Source organism: Alcaligenes sp. GW821-FHT11D07, assembly GCF_058808495.1.
Map to the genome: position 1 here is coordinate 1398570 of NZ_JBXART010000001.1, position 18280 is coordinate 1416849.

Consider the following 18280-nt stretch of genomic DNA (forward strand, 5'->3'; position numbering starts at 1 on the left):
CCACTAATAGGGGGTTTACCGTGAACGCATCGCGACTCATACGCGTTTTAGGGTCTGTACTGATCACTGCCTCGCTGGGCAGCGTCTCAGCTCAGGCTATCGCTAAAGACAAATTTGTCTTTGCCTGGCCATCCGCAATCAACTCAGGCGTCGCACCCTTGTCCTACGCCAAAAAACTGGGTTATTGGGACGAAGAAAACATCGATTTAACAGTCCAGGTTCTGACCGGCTCTGGGGTCATCGTGCCTCAATTGCTGGCTGGCAATATTCATGGCGCGTACTCCAGTCTGGAGACCCTGGTAATAGCACGCCAACCCGGTAAACCAGATTATCCTATTCTGTTTTCCTACAACTACTTGCGTAACTCCATCTGGGAGTTCGCCGTCTTGCAGGACTCCCCCATCAACACCTTCGCCGACATGGCGGGAAGCACGATCGGCGTGCTGGCACTGACATCAGGCAATATTTTCATGAGCCGCGCTATCTTGCGCAGCCAGGGTGTGCCTGAGAACAGCGTCAAGTATCTGGGCGTGGGAACCGGAGCAGCTGCTTTTGATGCACTACGCACCGATCAGATTCAGGTACTGAACCTGTTTGATACGGCCAATGTACGTATTGAGCAAAATGGCATCCCCATCCGCCGCATTTCGCTTCCTGAAGAGTTCCAAGGCCTGTCCAGTCACGGAATTTCCGTCACGAAAAAACTGTTTGATCAAAACCCTGACCTGATCGCCCGATTCGGTCGAGCCTTAACTAAAGGCACCTTGGCCTGCCAAGCAAACCTGGATAGCTGCATCAAAGCGTACTGGGAGGACTATCCAGCCATGCGCCCTCGCCCCGAGCAAGAACAAGCCATGCTTGCGCGTGAACACCAGGTTTTGAAAGTTCGCATGGCCAATCTGACTTTCTTTCGTCCCGGCGAGCCCCAGCAATACGGCGCCTTCTCCGACAAAGACTGGAGCACGCTGATTGCCGCGCTCAAGGCAGGTGGCGAGATTACTAAAGTCGATATGGATATGGATTCTCTGTATTCGAACAGTCTGGTCCCGCAATACAACCAATTTGATGTTGAAGCCGTCAGGCAGCAAGCCATTGCTAACTGATCAGGCTTTGCCACAGGATAAAAAAATGATTGATAGACAGAGCAAGGACGTAGTCCAGCCTCAATTGCAGATCGATGCACTCACGGTTACCTACCAAACGCGGCGCGGCGAATTAAATGCCGTGGCGGATCTTAGCCTGGATGTGGGCCGTAAAGAGTTCGTCGCTGTACTAGGCCCTTCGGGCTGCGGCAAGTCCACACTCCTGAAAATTGTGTCCGGCCTGCTCAAACCCAGCGGTGGGCGGGCGATTTTGGACGGTAGCGAAATTACTGGCCCTCGGCCAGATGTAGGCATTGTTTTCCAACAACCCGTGCTGCTGCCCTGGAAAACCATTTTGGACAATGTGCTGGTGCCGATCCGCGCCTTGCAACGCTCCGAAGCCGACTACCGCGACACCGCCTTATCCCTGCTCAAGCTGGTGGGCCTGGAAAAATTTGCACAGCATTACCCGCGCGAATTATCCGGTGGCATGCAACAGCGCGTAGGTATCGCCCGTGGCTTGATTCACAACCCCCGACTTTTATTGATGGATGAGCCATTTGCCGCACTCGATGCCATGACACGCGAGCAAATGTCAGAAGAGCTGCAAAGCATTTGGATGGAAACCGACAAGGCCGTTTTATTTATTACCCACTCTATTTCTGAAGCGGTCTTCCTGGCGGACCGCGTGATTGTGCTGTCTCCCCGCCCTGCCAAAGTCGTCGATAACGTGCTCATTGATCTGCCTCGGCCCCGGCAGTCCAACATCGCCAGCAACCCGCGTTTTGGCGAACTATGCGCCCACCTGAAAAGTCACTTTGCCAATGACGGCCCCAGCCCTGCGGGCGCGGCGACCCATTAATTGGAATTACGATGAACAATCGCTACGCAACTGTCTTTCTTCCATTGCTCACCCTGGTACTGATCCTGGGTCTCTGGGATATCTCAATTCGCTGGCTGGGCATGCCGTCCTACTTATTACCGCTCCCAGCCGATGTATTTTCTGCGCTTTGGCACGGTTTTGCCTCTGGTTTGCTATGGCCACACTTTCTGACCACCGCAGCGGAAACGGTGGGCGGCTTTATTCTGGGCTGCTCGGTTGCCGTTGTAGTCGGTAGCCTGGTCGCAGAATTCAAGCTGATCGAGCGCATGGTGTTTCCTTACGTAGTGGCCTTGCAGTCCATGCCTAAAGTGGCTTTGGCCCCCTTACTAATTGTTTGGTTTGGCTTTGGCATCATGTCTAAAGTCGTCCTGGTGGCCTTGATCTGTTTCTTTCCCATGTTCGTTAACGTTGTGGCCGGGCTGCGCAGTGCGCGTCAGGAACTGATCGACCTGTATACCGCCTTTTCAGCCAGCCGCTTTCAGATATTTCTGGACATCAAACTGCCCTCGGCCTTGCCCTCTATTTTTGCCGGCCTCCAAATTGCCTTGGTCCTGTCTTTGCTAGGTGCCGTTGTGGGCGAGTTTGTAGCCTCACAAAAAGGCTTGGGCAGCCTGATCCAAGCCGCTTCCCTGAACTTCGATCTGCCCATCATGTTCGCCTGCATTTTGACTCTGGCCCTGATGGGTGCCGCTGCTACCTTGCTGGTCAGTTGGGCACAACGGCGTCTGCTGTTTTGGCACGAGTCGACCCACACACAGACCAAGACCTGAGCAATCGAGAACACTATGACTTCCCCAAAAATTCTGGCGATTTCCGCCAGCCCTTCATCAACCTCCAAGACCGCCCTTCTAGTGGATCATGTCCTGGCCTTGCTGGGGCCGGCCGCCCACGACGCTGATCATTTGCGCGTACGAGATATCAATGCCAATGCGCTGCTCAGCGGTGATTTTCAAGATGCCAGTTTGCAAAACGCCATGTTCCAGTTGGAACAAGCGGATGCGGTGATCGTGGCCACGCCAGTCTTCAAAGCCTCCTATTCGGGCCTGCTCAAGGCATTTCTGGATATCCTCCCTCAGTTCGGGCTGGCTGGAAAATGTGTATTGCCCCTGGCAACAGGCGGCAGTGTTGCCCACGTTCTGTCGCTGGATTACGCCTTGCGCCCCGTCCTGCAATCGATGGGAGCAAGGCACGTTATTCAAGGCTTTTTCCTGGCCGAGTCCGACGTTTTAGCTTCAGCCCCCCAGTTTCAGATCAACCCCGTTGCCGCTGACAAGCTGGCCGAGGTGGTGCATCACTTTCGATGCGTTCTGAACGCTCCCGTAGCCGATGTTTTATTAGGACACCCACGTCCCCAGCGCCCATCCAACAATCCGCCCTCTTTGACACACGTCTGCTCATGACAACTCAGCACCCATCCTTAATTGCAGGCTATATCGATGGACAGTGGCTCTACACATCCAATCCTGGTTTTCCGATACCCAGCCCTGCAGATCGTCGCCAATCCGGAGAGCTTTTCGGCCGCGCAGAGCGCCTTCATCTGGAACAGGCGACAGCGGCCTGCGAACGGCAAGCCCACACATGGGCGCAGACCCCGGCGCTAGAGCGGGCGGCCTTATTAAAGCAGGCAGGTGAGCTTGTGCTCGCGCAAAGCGAGTCGCTGATTGCAGTGCTTGCCACCGAGGCTGGAAAACCTCGGCAAGAAGCACTGGGCGAGGTGCAGGCGGCTGCCGGATTTCTCTATGGCTTTGCCGCTTGGGCATCCTGGGGCCAACACGGCACCGTCAAGCAAAACGGTGAGCTGACCGTCGTGCAGCAAAAGTATCCGCGCGGTACGGCCGCCATAATCACGCCCTGGAATTACCCCCTGTCCAACCCTTGCCAGAAAATTGCTGCGGCGCTGATCGGAGGAAACCCGGTCATATGGCGTCCCTCCGTTCTGACACCCAGCCTTTCGGTGAAATTGACTGAGATTCTGCACCAGGCCGGCTTACCTGCAGGAGTCTTTAACCTGCTACTGGAAGACAAGGACACGGTTTCCAAAGCCCTGGTGGCCCACCCTTCTGTTCAGGCGGTGAGCTTTACCGGTTCCACTCGTGTCGGTCTACTGGTGTCCACCGCGGCTGCAGCTCGTGGTGCGGCCATCCAATGCGAAATGGGCGGCAAAAATGCGGCTGTCGTCATGCCTGATGCCGATCTGGACCTAGCAGCAGCTCGAATCGCGTTCGGCGCTTTCTCCTTCGCAGGCCAAAAGTGCACCGCGGTCAGCCGTTTGCTGGTGCATCACGAGGTGGCTCCCGCATTAATCGAAAAACTGATTATGCAAATGCGCACTTACCTTCCCGGTGACAAACACGCACAGCAAGACTGTCTAGCCCCTTTAATTTCGTCCGCCCAACTCACCAAGCTGACCCAAGTAATAGATACGGCCAGGCGGCGCGGTCTGCAGCCCCTAACAGGAGGACATTCGATTCAGCAAGGGACTTATCAACACGGGAACTACTTTGCTCCCACCCTGATGGAGCTGGAAACCGCTAAAGACCCTTTATGGCAAGAAGAATGCTTCGGGCCGATCTTGAGCCTGCGACGCTTTCACAACCTGGATGCGGCCATCGGTGAAGTCAACGACAGTCAATACGGCTTGGGTGCCGCGATCTTCAGCCAAAACCTGAGCACCATCCAGCAGTTCTGCCGCAATGTGCAAACGGGTGTCATCAAAGTCAATGACGTCCCCCCTGGCCTGTACCCGCATATCTCGGCAGGCGGCTGGAAGCAGTCTGGCGCTGGCACAAACGAACTCTCTGAGGATGGCGTAGATTTTTTCATGCACAAAAAATCCGTCTATCTGAACTGAACACGATGTAGTTAACTGCAAATCACTTGGAGAATTACCTTGGCACACAATCCTATCGATGTCTGGAAGACCATGGCCATGAAGATCTGGCCAGAACGCTATTGGCTGATCGACGTAGCGGCTGACCAAAGCGCTGCCGTACTAGCAGTGCTGGAGCACAGCGCGGGCAAATACAACTGCGTTATCCGTGACCAGACGGGCTACTCCTTGATCGTGGACGAGGCCACCTGGACTGCGCAAGGCTCACAGCAGGCCGAACGCCAAAAGTTTGGCCCTTTGAAAGTCATCTCCACAGACGGCCCCCTGCCTTTTGACGTAACCGGTTTTATTAAAGCCGCACTGGAACCTGTCAACTCCCTGGGGATGAAAGCGGCTCCGCAATGTGGTGCTGCCGCAGACCACTTCTTTTGTGCTGAAGCTGACATAGAAAAAATCAAGGCCGTCTTCGAGCAATTTACGGCAGGCTTTGCAAATTCACGATGACTACAACGGCCTCTTTGCCCCCGCCAGCTGCGCAAGCTAGCTGGCTGGTGATTCATGAAGGAAACTCGCCTTTGATATGCAGCGTTCCTCACGCGGGTACCGTCATTCCGCCCGCCTATCAAGGTAATTTCATCTCCGAGTGGGCCGCTTTGCGGGACTGCGATTGGTGGATCAATCATCTCTACGAGTTTGCACGAGACTTGGACGCTACTGTGATTCAGACTCGGATCAGCCGCTCGGTGATTGACGTCAACCGTCCCGCCGACAACAGCTCACTCTACCCAGGCCAAGCCAGCACCAGCCTTTGCCCTACCACCAACTTCGATGGGGAGCCTCTGTACTTGGCCGGCAAAGAACCAGACCCTGCTGAAACCGCACAGAGAAAGCAGCACTATTACCTGCCCTATCACGCAGCCTTGCAAGCGCAGATCAATCGTTTAAAGGCCAATTATCAACATCTTGTTTTATATGACTGCCACTCCATTCGCTCGCGTATCCCGCGCTTGTTTCCGGATCTGTTGCGGCCACTGAACATAGGTACCAATAATGGCCGTAGCTGCAGCCCAGACTTGCAAATGCTAGTCGCCTCCCTGTGCCAGAACAGCACCTTTGATTATGTGATCAATGGGCGCTTCAAGGGAGGAGCGATCACTCGTCAATACGGCCAGCCCGAGCAAGGTGTCCATGCCATCCAAATGGAAATCGCCTGCCGCGCCTACCTGCAAGAGCCCGATACGCCGCTCTCCCCTCAGAACTGGCCTCCCTTCTGGTCCCTGCAGGACTCCGCAACACTACGAGCGACCCTGTCGACGCTATTGCAAGCACTGCAAGACTGGGCAGTCCACCAGAATTGAATTCTCTTACTATGCAATCCAGTGACATCACCGAGTATCTAAAACTAGACGCCGTTGAGCTTTCAGAACGAATTCACCGCGGTGAATTATCCGCTGAACACGCCATGCGTTGTGCCACCCATCTCGCTACTCTGTACGACGAGCCCTACGGTCTATTGTGCCATCAACAAGTTCAGACGGCGCTAGGTCAAGCACGCCAGGGGCGAACACAAACCCGCTTTGCAGGCGTCCCCTTTCTGCTGAAAGACTCTGGCCTGGCCTCTCAACGCCTGCCTTCTAGCCTAGGCTCGCGCCTGTTTAGCAATACACATTACGAGCAGGACTCCACCCTGGCCCATCGTATTGACCAGGCTGGACTTATTTCCTTTGCCAGAACCCGCGTCTCCGAACTGTGCATGGCTCCCACTACCGAAGCAGTGTGCTACGGAACGCCTACCCGCAATCCTTGGGCCACGGACCTTTCCGCAGGTGGCTCCAGCGGCGGGGCCGGCGCAGCGGTTGCTCTGGGCCTGGTTCCGATGGCTCATGGCAGCGACGGCGGGGGGTCAGTACGCATTCCCGCCGCATGCTGTGGAGTGTTTGGCTTCAAGCCCTCACGTGGCCTGTTACCAGTGGGCCCTCATAAAGGAGAAAGTCTGGGCGGCATGGCTACTGACGGAATCTTGAGTATGACCGTCAGGGACAGCGCGGCTTTCCTGGATGCCGTGTGCGGTTATGAGCCTGGCGGCCCCTATGCGTCCCCCACTCACCGCCCCTCCTTGAGCGACAGTATTTTGCCCAACACGGACAGAAGGCGCTTGCGTATTGGCGTATGGCGACAAGCCTGGAATGGCTTGCCGATTGCGCCTGAATGTATAGACGCCGTCCAGGCCAGCGCCCAACTGTGCCAGACACTCGGCCACGAGGTCTTTGATGTGCCCTTGGCTCCCTTCAGCTACGAACAGTTCACGCAGGCCCACGCCACCATGCTGGCCACGGCCATCGCACGCAGCGTCGATGCCAAGCTACAGCAGCTAGGCCGTACACTCGCAGAACTGGACCTGGAGCCTGCCATCGCCGACGGCTACCGCATTGGCCAAGGAGTCAGCGCTTTGGAGTATGCCGCGGCCGTAGATTGCTTTCATGCAGTGGGCCGAGCCATTGAACATTCCATGTCAGACTGCGACCTGATTTTGTCGCCCGCTCTGATGAGTCTGCCCGTCAAAATCGGTACGTTACAAGCGACGGGCCCCTTTCCCGAATTTCGCCGCCGTGTATCGGAATACACCACGTTTCTGGCCATCATCAACGCCTCGGGACAACCAGCAGCCAGTATTCCACTTCACTGGACGGCCGAAGGCATTCCGGTGGCTACCCAACTAATTGGTCACTTTGGGCAGGACGACGTGGTTATAAGGTTGGCGGCAGAACTGGAACGAGCCGCCGCTTGGTTCCCCCGGCTCTACCAGTTCCGCCTAGATACCTATCAAACTCGGGCAGGCCTGACAAAGGAGGCGATAGCACAGCACTTCTGAGGTTGAACACTGAGCTGCACATAGTCGTCTACAGCGTCCACTAACTGCAGTTAGCCATTTAAAGGTTAACTGCAAGCACTTAGCGATGTCGCAAATGAGAATAATTGCTATTATTCATCCCTACTTTGGTATTGCACGGTTGTACGCCCCTATCTATGTCTGCTCTCGCCGCTGTCTCGTTTTCTCCTGCCCTTCCGGTGCAGAGCTGCTGTTCACCTGCGGCTTACCCATCTGCGCCGGGCGACCATGAGCACGCGTGATGAACTGCTGGAACAGGCGTATTTAAAGCTGCGCCTGCCCTTGTTCCGGTTTTTGAAACGCAAGCTGGGCAATGAGGCCGATGCGGAAGATGTGACGCAGGAATCGTTTGCGCGCTGGTCGGCCTCCAAAAACACGCAAGCCCCGGACAATACCAAGGCCTATCTGACGCAGATTGCGATCAATATTGTGCGCGAAACAGGCCAAAAACAAACTCGCGGCCCTGTCTTTGTGCCATTGGAAGATGATCCACACGACAATGACTACCGTGCCGCCCCCAGTGCCAGCTGTCCCCAACTGCGCATGGAACACCGGCAGTGTTTAAGCCGCATCGAACAAGCCTTGCAAGAATTGCCCCCCCTGCAACGCGAGGCCTTCTCCTTGCATCGCTTCGATCACCTCACCTACGAGCAAATCGCCCTAAAATTGAACATTTCCCGCGCCCTGGTCAGCCGCTATATCTCCAGAGCCGTGGCCTACTGCCGCTTACGGATGGATTATTCCGCTGAGCATGCCCTGTCTATGCTCTCCCCCAAGGAAACAGACGATGAAAAATGATCCATCAGTTGCCCTGTTCTACGAAGTGGCCTCTGAATGGTTCACACGTCAGCAAGATACCGAGCAATGGAGCGAGCAGGATCAGCAGGCTTTTGAACATTGGCTGCAACAGGACCCGCGCCATCAGTATGCCTATGAAGAAATCAGCCACACCTGGCTGGCGTTTGATCACGTGGAGCGTCCCGCCCCACCTGCAAGCAAGCCAGAAACAGCTCGCTCGCCCGGCCACACCAAGTCGCCCCGACAGTCCCCCAAACCAGGCTGGCGAGAACGCCTGGGCCTGCGCTGGCAGCCCCTGCTAGGTGGCGCCCTAAGTTTCTGTGTCGCCTTGGGAATGGCGACGTGGTACTGGTATCAACATAGCCCGCAATACATCAATCACATCCAAACCGCCCAGGCCGAGCAGCGCGAGCTGAGCTTGCCGGACGGCAGCGTTGTGATCTTGAACCGTAATAGCAGCTTGAATGTTGAATACTCTCCCCATGAACGGGCGCTTGAACTGGTGCAAGGCGAAGCTTTTTTCCAGGTCGCGCCCCAGGGAGACCACCGCTTTGTGGTTAAAACGGCCAACACAGAAGTACGGGTGATTGGCACCGCTTTTAATGTGCGTCGTGCTCCGTCCACCATTTATGTCAGCGTTCGCGAAGGGGTGGTGAACGTCAACAGCAGCAGTGACAATCAAAACCACACCACCACCCTGAAAGCGGGTGATGCGCTGCGTATCAACATAGACACGGGACGCCAACGAAGCAGCCCCAGTACTTCGGATCGTGCCGGTGCCTGGCAAACTGGGCAGCTGATTTTTAAACGCACGCCCTTGCATGAGGTCATCGACGAGCTGCAAGTCTATATGGAGCAGCCCATCACCTTGCTGGGCACTGACATTCGCCAATATCCGGTTTCAGGCTTTGCCAACACCGCACATCCAAGCGATTTTCTGGATGCCTTGGCACAGTTACTGCCTGTACAGGTTCAGAACCTGGGCCCGGCAGGCTATCAGATCTCAGGCAAGTAGATACAAACAATTACATATTAGCAGGCTGATTTTGTAGCCTACTTCGCCTGAAAACACTCTCTCTATATATGGCCTGCAATTTTCAGGCCATCAGCCTGGCTCGGGATTCAGCATGACACGTGCATGCACATCACCCGCAGCACGCTGTTCATCCTTGTCTTGAGCTTGAATATAGAAATGGCGTCCAACTCCACTATCTCTCCCTGTATTACGCGCTAGAGCACCGATCGACTGCGAAGTGATGGCCTGTGCCTCCCCTGCCGCTACTAGCGCTATACAAAACAGGAATGCGCCCCCCAGTTCCATCAGGGGGCGCTATATCGTTGATTTTGATAGTTGAGACCTCCATGAAGTCATTTCGCCAATGGTGTTTGGCCTTGAGCACCTACCATCGTGCGCGTACCCACTACAGCCGCTTTACGCTTAAACCGGGCCTGGTAAATACATTGATCGCCACCAGCATCAGCGTGCTGGCCGTCGCTCAAACTGTCCATGCCCAGGAAACAGCCCAGCACTTCGATATCCCGGCCCAATCCTTGTCCAGCGCGCTGCAAAGTTTTTCCCGTCAATCGGGCAGCCAACTGCTGTTCTCCGAAGTCTTGGTCGAAGGTCAAACTTCCCAAGCAGTATCCGGGTCCATGACACCCCATGCGGCACTGGAACGCATTCTGGGCGCAAGTTCCATTCAGATTCTGCCTTCCGGAAACAAGGTTTTCACACTACGCGCTGCAGCACCGGGCAGCAGCGACCCCACAACGCTCAGTGCTATTACCGTAGTGGGCTCCCGCAACGAAGCGCCTGCACCCTACGCAGGGGGACAGATTGCCTCCGGCAGTCGAGTCGGTCTGCTGGGCAATAAAGACGTTATGGATACGCCTTTTAGCACCACTAGCTTTACCTCTGAATACATAGAAAACCAGCAAGCCAGTTCAGTTGCGGAAGTCTTGCGCCACGACCCTTCCGTGCGCAGCGTTTTTCCCCAAGGTGGTGTTGGTGAACACACGTATGTGCGCGGCTTTTGGACTCAAAGCCATGAACTGGCCTGGAATGGCTTGTTTGGCTTGGTGCCACATAACCGCACCTCCACAGAGATGCTGGAACGTGTCGAAGTCCTGAAAGGACCCGGCGCCTTGCTCAGCGGCATGTCCTTGAGCGGTTCGGTGGGCGGCGTCGTGAACCTGGTGCCTAAACGTGCCACCTCCGAACCGATTACCCGGCTAAGCACCACCTTGAAATCGCATAACAACCTGGGCGGGCATATCGACTTTGGCCGTCGCTTCGGGGAGGACGACAAATTCGGCATACGCTTGAACGGTGTGAAATCGGACGGCAATCTGGATATACACGGCCAGCGTGAAAACCGCAGCCTGGGCTCGCTTGCCCTGGACTATCAAGGTGACCGTTTGCGTGCCTCGCTGGATATGTATGACATCAATGAAAAGCAACGCGGCGGCGCTCCTTTACTGACCAGCTTTGCGCCGGGCGAGTCCCCCACCCCGCCCAACCCAAAAACCAATTCCCTGCCCAATGGCTATAGCAACTCGTCAAGCCAGGCCATTATTGGCTCTGCCGAATTTGATATTACGGATAGCTGGACGGCCTTTGTTATGGGCGGGACCAAGCACCAGAAAGGCTCCGGCTACCTGAACAATGCCTTTGGTCAGCGCGCCAAAGAAAACGGCGATTACACCGCGCTGGGCATGAATATCAAAAACTACTTTGATGTGAATGCCTTTGAACTAGGCACACGGGGCGAGTTCTCTACCGGCGCGGTAGACCATCATCTGGTCCTCAGCGCCAATATGATCAGCCAGACATCGGGGGCCGTCGCCGCCTCCAAATCTTGGGCCTCGAACCTGTACGATCCGGCACCACCGGTAGACGTAGATGAGCCCGACGTCTTTAAAAACGGTGAAACCACCTTGAGCAGTCTGGCACTGGCAGATACCTTGTCGGCTTTTGATGATCGCCTGCTTCTGACCGCCGGCATGCGTTTGCAGCGAGTTCAACAAAAAAGTTTCAATGACCGCGGCGCCCTCACCAATCGCTACGACGAACGCGCTCTGACTCCAGCCATCGCCTTGGTGGTCAAACCCTGGGACGCCCCCATTTCCTTGTACGCCAACTACATTGAAGGCTTGTCGCAAGGCGGAACGGTGTCGGACGCCTCGGCCAGCAACTACGGCGAAATGTTCTCCCCCTACAAGACCAAACAATATGAAGTGGGCTTGAAGTGGGATAGCGGCACGATGTTGAATACGCTGAGTTTTTTCCAAATTGCCAAACCCAGCATGACCAAGGACGAGGCTAACAACCACTACAACGTAGATGGTGAGCAGCGCAACCGCGGAATTGAATGGACTATTGCGGGCGAGATCAGTCCCCAGCTGCGCATTCTGGGCGGTGTGGTCTATACCGATGCCGTGGCCACCAAAACCAATAGCGGCTTGCTGGATGGCAAACAAGCCATTGGCGTTCCACGCTGGAACTCCTCGTTGGGACTGGAGTGGGATACGCCCTGGGTGCCGAATTTGACCTTGTCTGCCTCGGCCCTGCACTCCGGCTCGCAGTGGATAGACACCAGCAATACCCAAAAAATACCCAGCTGGACCCGACTGGATCTGGGCTTGCGCTACGCCACCAAAATTGCCAGCAATAAGGTGACGTTCCGGGCCAATGTGATCAATGCCACTGACAAGCGCTACTGGTCCAGCATCTGGAATGGCTCCACCTCCATTGGTGCTCCCCGAAGCTACCGCTTGTCCATGCAAGTCGAGTTTTAAGCCGCCCCCGTCATGAAAGATTCTTTTTTTCAGAAGCTGAGCCTAGCCAGGCTGCGGGCTCAGTTGCCCCTGATCTCACGCATTCTGGCCGCCAGCTTAGGCGGCTATGTTCTGGCCTCGCTGTTTTCCGTAGCAACGCTGGTGTTTCCCATCTCTGGCCCTGAAGCGGTGCTCTGGGGGGCTCAGCTTAGCTTTCTGGTGTGGTCGGTCGCCTTCATCGGCGTATTTTTGGCGCGCTCCGCCACCCGTGCCTGGGTGGGGCTGGCGCTTTGCGGCCTGCTCTGCCTGGCCGCAATCCTGGGACATCAGTGGATGGAGGGCCGGCTATGAACACCACAAACACAGCGGCCAAAGCGCCGAAAGCCAGCAAGCCCCAAGGCGTGCGACAGATCATGTCCAACGTCCATATCTGGACGGGCCTGTTGGTGGGCTGGATTTTGTACGCCATGTTTTTAACAGGCACCGTGTCCTACTTTCGCGAAGAGCTGTCGGCGTACATGCGGCCGGAGCTGCATAGCGTGGCAGAGCGTCCTGCCCCTGCCGTAGCTCAGGACATGCTGAACACCATTGTGGAGCAGACACCTGACTCCCCTTTGGTACTGATGACCCTGCCCACCCAGCGCAACCCCTTGGCCAGTGCCTTCTGGCGTGACCCAACGGGGCCGGAAGCAGGCCGCCCCGCCTTCGCCCGTGCCATCTTCGATCCGGAGACCGGGCAAAAACTCAGCATTCGGGAAACAGAGGGCGGTGACTTCTTTTTCGCCTTCCACTTCAACCTGCACTACATGTCGCCCTTATGGGGACGCTGGATCGCCGGTCTGGCAGCCATGTTCATGCTGGTCGCCATTGTCAGTGGAGTCATCACCCACAAGAAGATTTTCATCGACTTCTTCACCTTTCGCTGGGGCAAGGGGCAACGCTCCTGGCTGGATGCCCACAATGCGCTATCAGTGCTGGGTCTGCCCTTTCATTTCATGATTACCTGGAGTGGCCTGATCACCTTGATGCTGCTGTATATGCCCTGGGGCATGCAGCAACTACCCACCATGCAGGACCGTGCTGCCGTCAATCAGGAGATGCGCTTTTTCCTGCCTGCCGGGCAAGCTTCCGGCACACCCGCCACCCTGGTTCCCATTCAGGATCTGGTGCAACAAGCCGAAGAACGGTGGGGCAAGAACAGCGTCGGCTCGATTCAAGTGAATTTGGCCCAGGACAGCAATGCGCGCGTTGCTGTAGCTAGGCAGCAGGCACAACGTATCTCCGTCACCCCGCACTATCTGCTGTTCGATGGCGTCAGTGGTGAATTGCTCAATGTCAAAGAATCCTCGGGCGCAGCGGCCACCACTCAAGGAGTGCTCTACGGCTTGCACCTGGGCCGCTTTGCCGACATTGCCACACGCTGGTTTTACTTCCTGGTCAGTCTGGCTGGCACGGCCATGGTGGGAACGGGCCTGGTGCTGTGGACCGTCAAACGCCGCAGCAAACTGCCCAACCCCAGCAAACCATATCTGGGCTTTGCCTTGGTCGAGCGCTTGAACATTGCCAGCATTGCAGGCCTGTCCGTCGCCGCTACGGGCTTTTTATGGATGAACCGCTTACTGCCTTTGGACATGGCGAATCGTGCCAATTGGGAAGTGCATGGTTTCTTCATCCTCTGGGGTCTGAGCTTGCTCTGGTCCTGCCTGCGTCCGGCCCGACGCGCTTGGTTGGAACTGCTGTGGCTGGCCACCTTCTTGCTGGCGGCCTTGCCCATCCTGAACTTTTTCCTGACGGACCGTCACCTGTTTGCCAGTCTGGCGACAGGAGACTGGCTGTTTGCCAGCTTTGATCTAAGCCTGTGGGTATTTGCGGCCCTCCATGCCTATATGGCCAGACGCGTCGCCCGCCACCGCACTAAAACTAAAGCCGCGCCAAAGGCCAAACCACCCGGCACCAAACCGGCCGTCAGCCCGACAAGCAGCAAGGCGCTTCAAGGCAATGCCGCCATAACACAGGGTCAAGAATCATGAGCCCAGCACAAGTGGATCTACTGGCACATGGCCTGATTTTCCTGCCCGCCCTGGCAGGCTTTCTTTGCCTGGCCCTGTGCATGTATCGACACCAAGTGGATGTCTTTGACAGGGAGTTTTCACGCCGCACAGTCGCGCTTTTACGCTGCGCGGGATGGAGCGCACTGCTGATTTCCCTGTTTGTCGCGGCCCACTACATGGGCTGGGGCTTTGGACTGGTGGCATACAGCGGTCACACCAGCCTCGCCGCCGGTCTGGTCTTTAGCGGCCTGCTTCTGTACGAGCGCGTCAAACCCAAAAACTAAGTCTAGCTACGATTAATCCCCTAAGGAGTACACGATGAAACCTTCCATCTTCAAGCTCAATGCCATTTTGTGCGCCGCTTTTTTCTTGACTGCGTGCACCACTATGGACTCTCGCCAGCCGCCGGCGGCTGGCACCGATACGACGCAGATCAGTACGACTCAACACACTGCCCCCCGCATCGAGCGGGTCAATATCGCTGAAGGCTTGTACCAAGTCGCCTTTAGCGAACGCCACAACACTTTGTACGTGGCTTCTGCCGGGAACTTTGAAGAGGGCTCACCACCCAGCGCCATCTATTTTCTGGACCCGCAAAGCCTGGCTGTGAAAGGACATTTGCCGCTGGAACGTAAAGCATTTGCCCTGACCTTGGACGATGCAGCGGACCGCCTATATGTGGGCAATGCCGTAGACAGCTCGATTACGGTGGTCGATACCGCCACGAAAACCGTTCTGAATACCGTACAGCTGGCCAGCAAAGTGAAACGGATGGGGCCAAACGGGAAAGAGATGGAGCTGTATACCCACTACCCGCGCGAGCTGATTCTGGACAAGAAGCATCAGCGCCTGTTCGCGCCCGGCCTCTGGTTCCAGGACAGCGTGCTCTATGTCGTCAGCCTGGACACCATGAAAGTGGAAAAACAAATTCCTGGCTTTGGCTATGTGGCCCGTGGTGCCACCTTGAATGAGTCCGAGAACAAGCTGTATGTGTCCAATTTCCAGGGACAGGTATTTACCATCGACACCGCCAGCCTGAGCCTTAGCCAGAAAGCTGAAGTCGCGGCCGATCAGCTGATTAACCTGGAGTTCGACAAAGAAAACCATCGGCTGCTGGCGACCGACGTAGGCGAAGCTCGCACAGATGCCATGCGTAAAAATGCCGGCAAGCTGGAATACACCGTTCGGGGGGAAGGCAATCGCGTGGTGATCATCAACCCGGACAATGGTCAGATTGAACACAGCATCAGCACCGGCCAAGGGCCTTTGGACCTGTTGCTGGACGAGAAACGCCACCGCCTTTACGTGACAACTCGCAATGCTGGCACCGTGGAGGTCTATGACAGCCAAACCCGCGAACGCCTGCATAGCGTGGATCTTCCCGCCCACCCCAACAGCCTGGCACTGAACCCCAGCACCGGGGATGTGTACGTCACCGTCAAAAATGCGGATGATGCCGCCAAAGGCAGCAAAGAGGCTCTGGTGCGCTTGAGCTTCTAAACTTCGCACCGCCCGAAGGCGGTAAACACAGCAGGAATTGATTCGCGTCTAGATACGTGCTCAAGCAAGGAATACTTGAGCACGTATTGTTTAAGCAAGCACAGGCCAATCTGCGCGAACCCGCAGGGCAATCACCAGGGACGCAAGCAGCATCACGCTCCCGCCCGTCATGAACACCGCTGGCACACCCCCCAGTCCAAACGCCAAACCACCAACAGACGCCCCGGCCGCGATGGAGAACTGTACCGAGGCCACGACCATTCCACCTGCTGTTTCTGCCTGATCGGGAATCGCACACGCCACCCAATTGGACCAGGCTACCGGCACTCCACCAAAAGCCAGGCCCCATAAAGCCACCAACAACATCAGACCGGTGCTCTCCACGGGAAGCCACACCATGGCCCAGGCGGCTATACCCACTAATACCGGCATAGTCACCAAAGTCACTTTCAGGCTTCGCTCTATCAAGTAAGCAGCCAGCAGCGTACCGACAAAATTGGCGATACCAAAGCCCAGAAGCAGCAAGGCCAAGCCATCCATAGTGATGGAGGGGAAGCTCTCCAATGCAGGACGGATAAAGGTAAACAGAATGAACTGGCCGCCATGAGCCAGCACGCAAGCCGCCATTCCCAACGCGATCCCCGGGAGACGCAGCAAGCCCAATACGCTTGTCCTGTCGCTTACATGGCGCGGGGCCATACGGGGCAGCGTCAAGAACTGGAACACCAAGGTCAAGGCACCGACCAAAGCGGCAGCAAAAAAGGCGCTGCGCCAACCATACAACCCACCTAAATAGCTGCCTAGGGGAACGGATACTACCGTCCCGACTGCGATCCCGCTAAAAATAATCGATAAGGCCCGAGGCACCAACTTGGCCGGCACCAATCGCATAGCCACTGCCGCGGTCATGCTCCAGAACCCACCCAAGGCAATGCCTAGCAACACCCTCATGAGCAATAGAACAGACAAGCTGGAGGACATCGCAACCAAGAGGTTGGATGCCACCATCAGCACCGTAAAACCCAGCAAGACCGTACGCCTATCCAAACGACGCGTCAGCCCGGGCACCAGCAAACCGGAGAAAAGAGCCACCCCCGCTGTGACCGTCACGGTCTGGCCTGCTACCCCTTCCGAGACCCCGAAATCGATCGCCATGGGTGTTAACAAACTGGCAGGCAGGTACTCCGCCGTCAGCAAACCAAATACACCCATCGCCAAGGAAAAAACGGCTACCCAGGCAGGAGGGGGCACCACAGATACCGCCCCCAAACCCGTACTGCACACATCACGACTCATCGCTACCTACCCTGAAAAACAAATACAGCCCTCAGTCTAGAGATCAAAAACGAGATGATCTATGATGATAAGTCTTGAAAATTTGACCGAAACTCCGAAAATGACCGAACAAGAGCAATTTGCACTTTCGTCAGATCTTATTAGCGAACTATTGACCGGCATGCGCTTGCGTGGCGTCCAATATCGCCGCATTCAAACCGGAGCTGACTTTGGCTTGGGCTATGAAAAACGCCCCGGACACGCTTACTTCCACTTTCTTGCGCTAGGTACGGCATTTCTACGGATTGGCGATGGCGAACTGCAAAAACTCTCTGCGGCTAGTGCGGTCTTTTTGCCCCAGGGGGTAGACCACCAGATACTCTCTGAGGCCGACGCAGCCGTTAAAGGCATAGATAGTTTTGAGGCGGCTCCGCTGGGACAGGCCGTGAGCGGGGTCAGCACTTGCCCCAGCTCCTACCCCACGCCCAGCGCCATTCTGTTTTATGGCTGTATGGAATTTGACCTGGGTGGCATGCACGGACTGGGCAAACTCATGCCCAGTGCAATGGTGGCCGATACACAGACGCCCTATTACCCCGGTTTGCTGCCGATTCTAGACGCCATGAAAAATGAGATTTGTGCAGGACGGATCGGCTATGCAGGAATTATGGCCAGGTTGGCTGAGGTAGCCGCAGCCATGATTGTGCGGGGCTGGATTGAGTCAGGCTGCGGCAAGGCGTCCGGCCTAGTCGCTGCTTTGCGAGACCCGAAATTAGCCCGCTCTATTTTGGCTCTGCATCGTCAGCCCGGTTATGAATGGACGGTGGCCGACTTGGCCGCCCAATCCCACCTTTCACGCTCTGTTTTTGCTCAGCGTTTTCAAGCTACTTTGGGCATGTCCCCGCTGCGCTACGCCACAGAGCTGCGCATGGGGTTAGCCAGCCAATGGCTAAGCCAAGAAAAACTATCGATAGATGTCATTGCTCAACGCCTGGGCTACACGTCTCAAGCGGCATTTAGTCGAGCTTATAAGCGCGTGAAGGGGCAGGCTCCCGGTGCCAGCCGACCAGCCAAACGCTGAAGGCACCAAACCAGCCCCTCCCCCATCTTTCCCCACTGCCAGGGACTTGGTCCTGCGGTTCTGAGCGATACCCGGCTTTTCCGAACATCAAGCCAAGAATCCTCATTAAAATG

At 56.1% G+C, this 18280-nt stretch carries 17 protein-coding genes; 16 read left to right on the forward strand and 1 reads right to left on the reverse strand.

Translation table 11 applies throughout. From position 1 onward, the window contains the following. The first annotated feature begins 20 nt into the window (after positions 1-20). From AC1RSM_RS06470 to AC1RSM_RS06540, 15 genes are all read left to right on the forward strand, one after another. Positions 21-1103 (forward strand): ABC transporter substrate-binding protein, encoded by a 1083-nt coding sequence (locus tag AC1RSM_RS06470; RefSeq protein ID WP_492930602.1) that lies wholly within the window; start codon positions 21-23, stop codon positions 1101-1103. A gap of 25 nt (positions 1104-1128) precedes the next feature. After that, the gene (locus AC1RSM_RS06475) at positions 1129-1944 is read left to right on the forward strand and encodes an ABC transporter ATP-binding protein (RefSeq protein ID WP_492930604.1); all 816 of its coding nucleotides are present in this window, start codon (positions 1129-1131) and stop codon (positions 1942-1944) included. A gap of 11 nt (positions 1945-1955) precedes the next feature. Further along, positions 1956-2735: an ABC transporter permease gene (locus AC1RSM_RS06480; protein WP_492930606.1), complete on the forward strand. Its 780-nt coding sequence runs from the start codon at positions 1956-1958 to the stop codon at positions 2733-2735. A 15-nt stretch (positions 2736-2750) separates the two neighbouring features. Continuing rightward, positions 2751-3365: an NADPH-dependent FMN reductase gene (gene ssuE, locus AC1RSM_RS06485; RefSeq protein ID WP_492930607.1), complete on the forward strand. Its 615-nt coding sequence runs from the start codon at positions 2751-2753 to the stop codon at positions 3363-3365. Beyond that, complete coding sequence (locus AC1RSM_RS06490; RefSeq protein WP_492930608.1) at positions 3362-4816, forward strand: aldehyde dehydrogenase family protein; 1455 nt, start codon at positions 3362-3364, stop codon at positions 4814-4816. Before ssuE ends, AC1RSM_RS06490 begins: the two co-directional genes overlap by 4 nt. Positions 4817-4855: 39 nt before the next feature. Further along, entirely contained in the window at positions 4856-5299 is a 444-nt protein-coding gene (locus tag AC1RSM_RS06495) for a hypothetical protein (protein WP_492930610.1), read from the forward strand. Beyond that, the gene (hutG, locus tag AC1RSM_RS06500; RefSeq protein WP_492930612.1) at positions 5296-6153 is read left to right on the forward strand and encodes an N-formylglutamate deformylase; all 858 of its coding nucleotides are present in this window, start codon (positions 5296-5298) and stop codon (positions 6151-6153) included. The genes AC1RSM_RS06495 and hutG overlap by 4 nt, the downstream gene beginning before the upstream one ends. An 11-nt stretch (positions 6154-6164) precedes the next feature. Then, positions 6165-7667 (forward strand): amidase, encoded by a 1503-nt coding sequence (locus tag AC1RSM_RS06505; protein WP_492930614.1) that lies wholly within the window; start codon positions 6165-6167, stop codon positions 7665-7667. A 246-nt stretch (positions 7668-7913) separates the two neighbouring features. After that, entirely contained in the window at positions 7914-8483 is a 570-nt protein-coding gene (locus AC1RSM_RS06510; protein ID WP_492930616.1) for an RNA polymerase sigma factor, read from the forward strand. After that, positions 8473-9498 carry a FecR family protein gene (locus tag AC1RSM_RS06515; protein WP_492930618.1) on the forward strand — a complete coding sequence of 342 codons (1026 nt, stop codon included), beginning with the start codon at positions 8473-8475 and terminating at the stop codon, positions 9496-9498. The genes AC1RSM_RS06510 and AC1RSM_RS06515 overlap by 11 nt, the downstream gene beginning before the upstream one ends. A 347-nt stretch (positions 9499-9845) precedes the next feature. Next, positions 9846-12281, forward strand: coding sequence for a TonB-dependent siderophore receptor (locus AC1RSM_RS06520; protein ID WP_492930620.1), 2436 nt, complete (start codon positions 9846-9848; stop codon positions 12279-12281). A gap of 12 nt (positions 12282-12293) precedes the next feature. Then, positions 12294-12611, forward strand: coding sequence for a DUF3649 domain-containing protein (locus AC1RSM_RS06525; protein ID WP_492930622.1), 318 nt, complete (start codon positions 12294-12296; stop codon positions 12609-12611). Then, positions 12608-14290, forward strand: coding sequence for a PepSY-associated TM helix domain-containing protein (locus AC1RSM_RS06530; protein ID WP_492930624.1), 1683 nt, complete (start codon positions 12608-12610; stop codon positions 14288-14290). The genes AC1RSM_RS06525 and AC1RSM_RS06530 overlap by 4 nt, the downstream gene beginning before the upstream one ends. Then, entirely contained in the window at positions 14287-14595 is a 309-nt protein-coding gene (locus AC1RSM_RS06535; RefSeq protein WP_492930626.1) for a DUF3325 domain-containing protein, read from the forward strand. The genes AC1RSM_RS06530 and AC1RSM_RS06535 overlap by 4 nt, the downstream gene beginning before the upstream one ends. Positions 14596-14629: 34 nt before the next feature. Next, on the forward strand, positions 14630-15811 hold the full coding sequence (locus AC1RSM_RS06540) for a YncE family protein (RefSeq protein WP_492930628.1): 1182 nt from the start codon (positions 14630-14632) through the stop codon (positions 15809-15811). Between the two features lie 90 nt (positions 15812-15901). Here AC1RSM_RS06540 and AC1RSM_RS06545 read toward each other — a convergent pair whose 3' ends face one another. Then, positions 15902-17107, reverse strand: coding sequence for an MFS transporter (locus tag AC1RSM_RS06545; RefSeq protein WP_492930630.1), 1206 nt, complete (start codon positions 17105-17107; stop codon positions 15902-15904). Positions 17108-17168: 61 nt separating this feature from the next. On the opposite strand from AC1RSM_RS06545, the gene AC1RSM_RS06550 reads away from it, so the two are divergent. Continuing rightward, positions 17169-18167 carry an AraC family transcriptional regulator gene (locus AC1RSM_RS06550; protein ID WP_492930632.1) on the forward strand — a complete coding sequence of 333 codons (999 nt, stop codon included), beginning with the start codon at positions 17169-17171 and terminating at the stop codon, positions 18165-18167. Positions 18168-18280 lie beyond the last annotated feature (113 nt).

What these genes read in the sequence shown, in the direction of transcription:
- AC1RSM_RS06530 (WP_492930624.1), top strand. Translation starts at nt 12,608, where the DNA reads ATGAACACCACAAACACAGCGGCCAAAGCGCCGAAAGCCAGCAAGCCC.
- AC1RSM_RS06515 (WP_492930618.1), top strand. Translation starts at nt 8,473, where the DNA reads ATGAAAAATGATCCATCAGTTGCCCTGTTCTACGAAGTGGCCTCTGAA.
- AC1RSM_RS06490 (WP_492930608.1), top strand. Translation starts at nt 3,362, where the DNA reads ATGACAACTCAGCACCCATCCTTAATTGCAGGCTATATCGATGGACAG.
- AC1RSM_RS06475 (WP_492930604.1), top strand. Translation starts at nt 1,129, where the DNA reads ATGATTGATAGACAGAGCAAGGACGTAGTCCAGCCTCAATTGCAGATC.
- AC1RSM_RS06505 (WP_492930614.1), top strand. Translation starts at nt 6,165, where the DNA reads ATGCAATCCAGTGACATCACCGAGTATCTAAAACTAGACGCCGTTGAG.
- AC1RSM_RS06535 (WP_492930626.1), top strand. Translation starts at nt 14,287, where the DNA reads ATGAGCCCAGCACAAGTGGATCTACTGGCACATGGCCTGATTTTCCTG.
- AC1RSM_RS06545 (WP_492930630.1), bottom strand. Translation starts at nt 17,107, where the DNA reads ATGAGTCGTGATGTGTGCAGTACGGGTTTGGGGGCGGTATCTGTGGTG.
- hutG (WP_492930612.1), top strand. Translation starts at nt 5,296, where the DNA reads ATGACTACAACGGCCTCTTTGCCCCCGCCAGCTGCGCAAGCTAGCTGG.
- AC1RSM_RS06520 (WP_492930620.1), top strand. Translation starts at nt 9,846, where the DNA reads ATGAAGTCATTTCGCCAATGGTGTTTGGCCTTGAGCACCTACCATCGT.
- AC1RSM_RS06540 (WP_492930628.1), top strand. Translation starts at nt 14,630, where the DNA reads ATGAAACCTTCCATCTTCAAGCTCAATGCCATTTTGTGCGCCGCTTTT.
- AC1RSM_RS06480 (WP_492930606.1), top strand. Translation starts at nt 1,956, where the DNA reads ATGAACAATCGCTACGCAACTGTCTTTCTTCCATTGCTCACCCTGGTA.
- AC1RSM_RS06550 (WP_492930632.1), top strand. Translation starts at nt 17,169, where the DNA reads ATGATGATAAGTCTTGAAAATTTGACCGAAACTCCGAAAATGACCGAA.
- AC1RSM_RS06510 (WP_492930616.1), top strand. Translation starts at nt 7,914, where the DNA reads ATGAGCACGCGTGATGAACTGCTGGAACAGGCGTATTTAAAGCTGCGC.
- AC1RSM_RS06525 (WP_492930622.1), top strand. Translation starts at nt 12,294, where the DNA reads ATGAAAGATTCTTTTTTTCAGAAGCTGAGCCTAGCCAGGCTGCGGGCT.
- ssuE (WP_492930607.1), top strand. Translation starts at nt 2,751, where the DNA reads ATGACTTCCCCAAAAATTCTGGCGATTTCCGCCAGCCCTTCATCAACC.